Source organism: Roseobacter sinensis, from assembly GCF_025755255.1.
In the GTDB taxonomy this organism is placed as follows: Bacteria; Pseudomonadota; Alphaproteobacteria; order Rhodobacterales; family Rhodobacteraceae; genus Roseobacter; species Roseobacter sinensis.
In genome coordinates this window covers 21,176-27,848 of sequence record NZ_JALIEB010000030.1, presented here as the reverse complement: position 1 = coordinate 27,848, position 6,673 = coordinate 21,176, and the positions used below count along the sequence as shown (strand labels likewise).

Sequence of the window (6,673 nt, the reverse complement as noted above, 5' to 3'; positions counted from 1 at the left end):
TGTCCGAAGGTCTTCCTCTCCGCAATCGCTCTCGCAGCAACAGTCATCTATTGGTTATGAGTCCTGACCCTAGTGCCTTGATCTGCGCGATTGCTCCCGCAAGGGCCGCGGATGCGATGCCACGGCCTCGATGCCCTTTCCCGGAGAAAAAGCATGTAATGCGCCAGTCCGGCAGGTTGGGATTATCTTTTTGGTAAGCCCGCGCGTTATGTATGCGCGGTAGTTCAGTCGGCGAGCCAAATTGGCACCAACCAACACATTTATCGTCGTGATAGACGAGAGCGGCGTGCGCTTCGCCTGCTTTCACGCGCGCCTCTTTCATCGCGCGCTTTTCTTCCGCCGAGGCGTCTGCACTCCCTTTCCCGTGATACCACATGCACCAGCACCCGCCCCAGACACCGTTGTTTTCCTCAACGAGGCCCGCAAAGTCATCCCAAGTGCTCGCATCGAGCGGTTTGGTTTCATACTCAATCATGGTGCTCCCACCCTTTAGGACCATTATGTGCGGTGCGCACATACCGTCAACTGGTAGAGGTTATTCTCGCCCTTTGCACTCAAGTGGACATTCACCTTGTCACCTCAAATGGTAGGTTTGTCCGCACAGCCGCAATCGCAATCGCAATCGGCGATGCGGGCACCCGATCGGATAGCGAAGAGGCCCAAGCCTAGGTTCGTCTGACAAAGTCACACCCGGAAGCGACCTGCGCTTCCGGGTGTGGTGTTATGTTAGATTTCTCTGAGCGTTTGTTGGTGGGACGTATCGCCAACCAAAACTGCAGGCATCGGACATTGGAACAATCCCAGCGCAAGGCAACAGAGTCCGCACAGATTTGGCCCGCGGCGGCGACTGATTTGGGGACAGTCAGCGGAACCCTTGCCGCCATTCGCCGCGGTCGCGTCAGGATCGGCTTCAACTGGTGGCGGCGCCTCAACGCAACCAGCCACGAGGATGCAAGGAGCTAGTTGGTCCGTATTCTGGGCTTCGCTTCATACACGCTTTGGCGTACAGTTAGGGCTACCGCCCGCCTGCGCCTGAAACCGTCTTTCCAATGGACCGGAGGCCCACGAGGCACCAACAAGCAAGCCGGGCCACCCCACGAGAACAAGATCACGCCAGTGCTCTATCCTTGATCTGGTGTGGTCAAGGCGAACCCAGTTCTGAACCAAGCGGTGAAACGCGCATTCACCCGCCTGCTCCAGACGCCAAGCCAATTTTCGCCGATCGCGACGCGATCCACATTTCCAGTTGAACTCAATAGCCAAAATCTCGAAAATTCAATTGTAGGTAGAATTTTTTTCTCCGAGGAATACAGCATCTTCCATTGACGAAGGTGTCAGATTTTTCAGTCAGCGCTTTGCCATCGACTTCAGCACTTCGAAGCCAGTTGATACCTGGCTCCGTCAAACCTGGGCGGCCGTCACATCTTACGGTTGTTCTCCGAGGAGTGTCCAAAGATGCCATCTCCGCTCGACGCGAACGGCAAATGGTGGGGTAGCGGGCCAATACAGGGCAACCCGTTTGACAAAAACGAAAGCTGCGAATTTGCGCCGACTATTTTTGCGCAGCCACGCAGGACCGATGCTGAAGAACTCAAAACCCATCCGGAATTTCAAGGATCGGCAAGTGATGTGCAGGATATGCGGGCGTTCGTGACCTCATCGGCATTCGACGCTGCCGGCAATGCGCCTTATGGTGACGACACCGTCCGGCTGCGGACCGTCGGCGCTGACGGGGGGAGCGGTGGTCTTCCGAACACGCGTCACACTGTCACAAAACAACGGTCCCACGACGCAGCGTCGAACCGTACCAATTTCACTGGCTATGTGTTCGATCCATTCGGCCGCGATCATACCAGCCTTGGCAGTGCAGCATTCCACCCAGAGACGGCAACGCGGCGCACCACCCTGCACGAGATGTTGGCGGTCACCGCTCACACACCAGGAAAGCTGAGAGTCGTAGCTGCGCGCGGCGTCGGTGGTCTGCTCTGCATCCACGCGTTACCTCGATCGGCTGCCCCAAATGCGAGGAGACCAATCACTTTTTGACGTGACCACCAAAACACCTGAACGCCCCGCGTTCCTCCCGACCAACCTGAACCTCCGAAACGGACATCTTCAAAGAAGGACAATCAAAAATGTGCATGATGTGTGAACTGGGGTATGGCCCCGATCAAGAGGCTGCCTTTGGAAAGATCGGTTTGCAAAACAGTGGCTTGCAAGTGGACTTGGGGGCGGCGGCCGCCCTTCAGGTGGCGGTGGCTGACCTGGCGACCCGCGACGAAAGCACCCCGGCGTCTGTCGGGTCGGGCGGCTCCGCGGATGCCTCCGATGCATCAGCTTTGCCCGCCGATGAAGGCTCGGGCCAAGCGTCGACCAACGCAGAAACCGGTATCGACAACGCAAGTGAGACATGGTGGGTCAATGACCAGACGCCAGCCAATCCTTTTGGCAAGAGTGACGATTACGAAGCCTATCTCGACTATCTCGGCGCACTGCCGCGAAGCCTGACGCCGGACATCGCCGCAGAACCGCTGCGGATCAACCTGTCCGAGCTCAGCAACCACCCCGACTACCAGGACGCAGCTGTTGGCGCGCTCGAGATGTGGGCGTCAGTCACGCCGTTCGAGTTCGAAATCGTCGATGATGCGCCCTACGACGAAAACACGGATTGGATGGAGGTCGTTAGCCCGGAGATTGGCGAGCGATTTGATGGCAGCGCGTTTTCCAGCGACCGATACATCAGTGTCGGCCAGCGGTTTCATGATAGCGAACCCAACCTGACCGACATCGGCGGCTATGTCTTTGATACGTTCATTCATGAGTATGGGCATGAATTCGGCCTGAATCACCCCGGACTTTACAATTACAGCGGCCCCGGGGGCGTACAGATCAACTATCTGAACAACGCCACCTGGATCTATGATCGCCAGCAATACAGCGTCATGTCCTATTTCGACGGGATCGATGTGGGTCAGGACACGCGCTGGTCCGCGGCGACCCCACTGATGGGCGATATCGAAGCGGTCATCCGCACCTATTTCTCGACCGTGGACGAAGACGGCGCGCGGACCTATCAGACCATCAACCTGAACACCGGTGACGATGTCTATGGGTTCAACAGCACGAAGTATGGCTACGAACTCACCTCGTCGGGGATGACACGCGATATCGGCTTTGTCATCCACGACACCGGCGGCACCGATACGATCGACTTTTCCGGCTCGATCGCCGGCACGATCCTCGACATGCGCGCCGGGCAATTTTCCAGCGTGAATGGCCACAACAACAACGTATCCATCTTCGCGGGCCACAATGAGGACGAAACCGAATACTACATCGAAACCGGGATCGGCAGTCAATACGACGACATTCTGATCGGGAATGACGGCGACAATGTACTGGATGGCCGCAGCGGCGGCGACCGCATGGCGGGGGGTGACGGCGACGACACCTACTTTGTCGACTCCCTCCATGACATTGTGCGCGAAGAGGCTGGTGGCGGTAACGACACCGTCATCGTCATGTCCAGAGGCCTCGACATTGGAGGCATCGCCAATGTCGAAAACATCATCTACGTCGACGGCACGATTGCCGAACGGGAAGAGGACGGCGGCGAAACACCTCCCAGCTCTGGCGACAACACCCTGACCAGCATCATCTTCGGTGACGAGACCGACGAGACGATCGAGGGCGGCGCAGGCGATAACACTATCTTTGGGCTTGGCGGCGATGACATCATCATTGGCGGCACGGATTCTCTTGCCAGCCGCGACATCAACAACACCATCGATATTGCCGATCTTGAAGACCAGACCGAGAGCGACGATGGCAACGACGCGCTCTATGGCGGCGATGGCAACGACACCATTCTGGGTGGGCAGGGCGACGACCTGCTCGACGGTGGCGACGGTGACGACATGATGAGCGGCCAGGCCGGCGTCGATGTGTTCAGGGGCGGTGCGGGACATGACACCGTCGACTACAGCCGCGAGAGCCCATTCCAACTCATCGTCAATCTTGAAACCAACTTTGCCAATGGTGGCACGGCATCGGGCGACACGTTCTATGACATCGAAGGTCTGATCGGATCCGATGACCGCATCGACCGCTTTATCGGAACCTCGGCAGATAATCATTTCATGGGTCAGGGCGGCGGAGATGTTTTCAACGGCCGTGATGGCAACGACACGCTGGACGGCGGCAGAGATGGTGACATCCTCTACGGTGAAGGTGGCGATGACATGATCATCGGCGGCGCCGGTCAGGACTATCTGGACGGGGGCGAAGGTACCGATACGGTCGTGTACAGGGACAGCTCAAGTGGCGTCACGGTCGACCTCGCAAATGGCAGGGCCACCGGTGGGGATGCTGACGGACCCGTTCAGATCGTCGGTCGCGGCACGGCCATCAGGCACGACATTCTGGTCGGTTTCGAAAATGTGGAAGGCTCGTTTTACGATGACTGGCTGATTGGAGACGACCAGATCAACGAGCTGTCTGCCGGGCATGGCGACGACACGCTGACCGGCGGCGGTGGCGGCGACATGCTGGATGGCGGCGCTGGCAGCGACACTGCGGACTACTCCGACGCGACCAGCGGTGTGAGGCTCAATCTGCGTCGTGATGCATCCGAAGGAGATAGCTTTGTCTCAATCGAAAACCTCTCTGGCTCCGGCTTCGATGATCGGCTGATCGGGGACAATGCCGCCAATGTTCTGACGGGACAGGGGGGCGATGACACGTTGCGTGGCGGTGGCGGAGACGACACCTTGCTTGGCGATTTCGCCTATCAGGGCGACACGCTCCCGACACCGGGGATGGGCACAGGCTACGTCACACTTGGACCGGACGCGACGAACAATTCAATCGCAACGGCATTCGACATTTCGGACAATTTCTCGCTGGAAGAGGACCCTGACATCTTCGACTCGACGACCGTGCTGCACACCACCGTCGAAGCGACGGGGAATGGCCAGGGTGGTTACTACAGCATAGACCTCGCAGCAGGTACGATCCTCTCAATCGACGTCGATGGCATCGCCGACCCGAACGTGCACGACAGTTGGATCCGGCTGCTGGACAGCAATGGCGACATCGTCGCCGAAAATGACGACGGCGGTGGTGACCCTGGTTCGACCTCCATACGCGACTCAAGCACGGTTCATGTCGTCGAAGAAACCGGAACCTACTACATCCTGCAAGGCAGTTGGACGGCAGAGTCCGAAGAAGGCGGCTGGACCGAGGCCGTCCCCGAGGGCTCGACATATAGGCTCAATGTCTCGGTCGACTTGCCGCCGGCGCCCGCTGAACCAGGGGAGGCAGGTGCAGATGTCTTGTCCGGAGGCCGTGGTAGCGACCTGCTGGATGGTGGGCTTGAGGCCGACACGCTCTTTGGTGGAATGGGCGAGGATTCCTTCCGGTTTTCGACAGAGCTGGGCGAGGGCAATATCGACCTGATCCGCGACTTCGACGTCACTGAGGATCTCATTCTTCTCGACAGTCTCATCTTCGAGGACTTGGGCGATGGCCGCGCCCTGTCATTCGGTGCGTTCCACAGCAGTGTGGCGGGTGTCGCCCGCGATAGCGACGACCGCATACTCTACAGCACCGACGACGGCGCGTTGTCTTATGACGCGGATGGATCAGGGGATGGTGATGCAATCCAATTTGCACAATTGAGTGGCAGTCTGGACCTGTCGGCAGACAACTTCATTATTATCTGATGTGCTATGGAGGGGGCGCTTTCCATGCGCCCTTTCCAGGGCCAGCACGCTCCGTGGAGACGATCTGTTACCCGAGGGAAAACGAGGGAAGATGCTGCTATGACACTCCAGATCAATCGCCGCACCTTATTTTTGGGGATGGTGTCAATAGTGATCTCCTGGGTTGCCAGGGCAGGAGGGGCTCAATCAAGAGACATACGCGGCGGCGTGACATATCACGGTGGCAAGGTCATCCCGGAAGGCCAAATCGAGGTCTTTCTGGAGGACCCGGCCGTTCAAACCAAGACGCGGCTTGGCGGCTCACAAGAACGCATCGAAAGCGACGGCAAATCTCGCGAAGTTACGTTTTCTCTGGTGTGGCCCGCAGGCTCATCCCCTTCGCCTAACTTACGGATTGTTGCGCTTTTGGAACGCCAAGACGGCTGGCTGCTTGCGCGTGGGAGCGCACAGGTCGAAGTTGGCCGACCCGTTTCCGTTGCGCTGAACACGGTTATGTATTGACGGGTCAAGCTCTAGCGGCACAGCGGTGCGAAGGCCGAAAATAGGTCAAACATCTCGTCCATTCGGTGCGTCTTTCGCCGCCTGGTGGCTGCGTATGCTCCCGGAACTGGGGATCAAAGCAACCAAGAGTGCTGAACCTGAGCGACTTTGCCGCTTGGAACTTGCGGCCCGCCCACATGATCAGTTAACGCCGCGGCGCAGCTTCCCCACCACAGACTTCGACCTGAGTACATGTCTGGATCCCCGTCCCGATGACTGAAAGGCAGACGATCAATCGTTTCCTATCTTCAGCACAACAGGACTTTGTGGCCATGTTTGGTGAGGCACGCAGGACTTGCGACGATGACGCGAGCGACCGTGCCCAGAGGAATGGAGAGAGACCAGGCTGCGATCGGCCAAGTCGCCCACGCGGAGCGTGAAGTTCATCGGGTCGGCAATTGGATCGATGC

At 58.3% G+C, this 6,673-nt stretch carries 4 protein-coding genes; 3 read left to right on the top strand and 1 reads right to left on the bottom strand.

Annotated features, from left to right (window positions below; all coding sequences use genetic code 11):
- Positions 1-43: 43 nt before the first annotated feature.
- A complete protein-coding gene (locus MUB52_RS22400) occupies positions 44-475 on the bottom strand; it encodes a GNAT family N-acetyltransferase (protein ID WP_263846383.1) in 432 nt (143 codons plus the stop codon).
- A gap of 980 nt (positions 476-1,455) precedes the next feature.
- On the opposite strand from MUB52_RS22400, the gene MUB52_RS22395 reads away from it, so the two are divergent.
- From MUB52_RS22395 to MUB52_RS22385, 3 genes are all read left to right on the top strand, one after another.
- Complete coding sequence (locus MUB52_RS22395) at positions 1,456-2,046, top strand: hypothetical protein (RefSeq protein WP_263846382.1); 591 nt, start codon at positions 1,456-1,458, stop codon at positions 2,044-2,046.
- A gap of 89 nt (positions 2,047-2,135) precedes the next feature.
- A complete protein-coding gene (locus tag MUB52_RS22390) occupies positions 2,136-5,723 on the top strand; it encodes a M10 family metallopeptidase C-terminal domain-containing protein (RefSeq protein ID WP_263846381.1) in 3,588 nt (1,195 codons plus the stop codon).
- Between the two features lie 99 nt (positions 5,724-5,822).
- A complete protein-coding gene (locus tag MUB52_RS22385) occupies positions 5,823-6,224 on the top strand; it encodes a hypothetical protein (RefSeq protein ID WP_263846380.1) in 402 nt (133 codons plus the stop codon).
- The last annotated feature ends 449 nt before the right edge of the window (positions 6,225-6,673 follow it).

What these genes read in the sequence shown, in the direction of transcription:
- MUB52_RS22390 (WP_263846381.1), top strand. Translation starts at nt 2,136, where the DNA reads ATGTGCATGATGTGTGAACTGGGGTATGGCCCCGATCAAGAGGCTGCC.
- MUB52_RS22395 (WP_263846382.1), top strand. Translation starts at nt 1,456, where the DNA reads ATGCCATCTCCGCTCGACGCGAACGGCAAATGGTGGGGTAGCGGGCCA.
- MUB52_RS22400 (WP_263846383.1), bottom strand. Translation starts at nt 475, where the DNA reads ATGATTGAGTATGAAACCAAACCGCTCGATGCGAGCACTTGGGATGAC.
- MUB52_RS22385 (WP_263846380.1), top strand. Translation starts at nt 5,823, where the DNA reads ATGACACTCCAGATCAATCGCCGCACCTTATTTTTGGGGATGGTGTCA.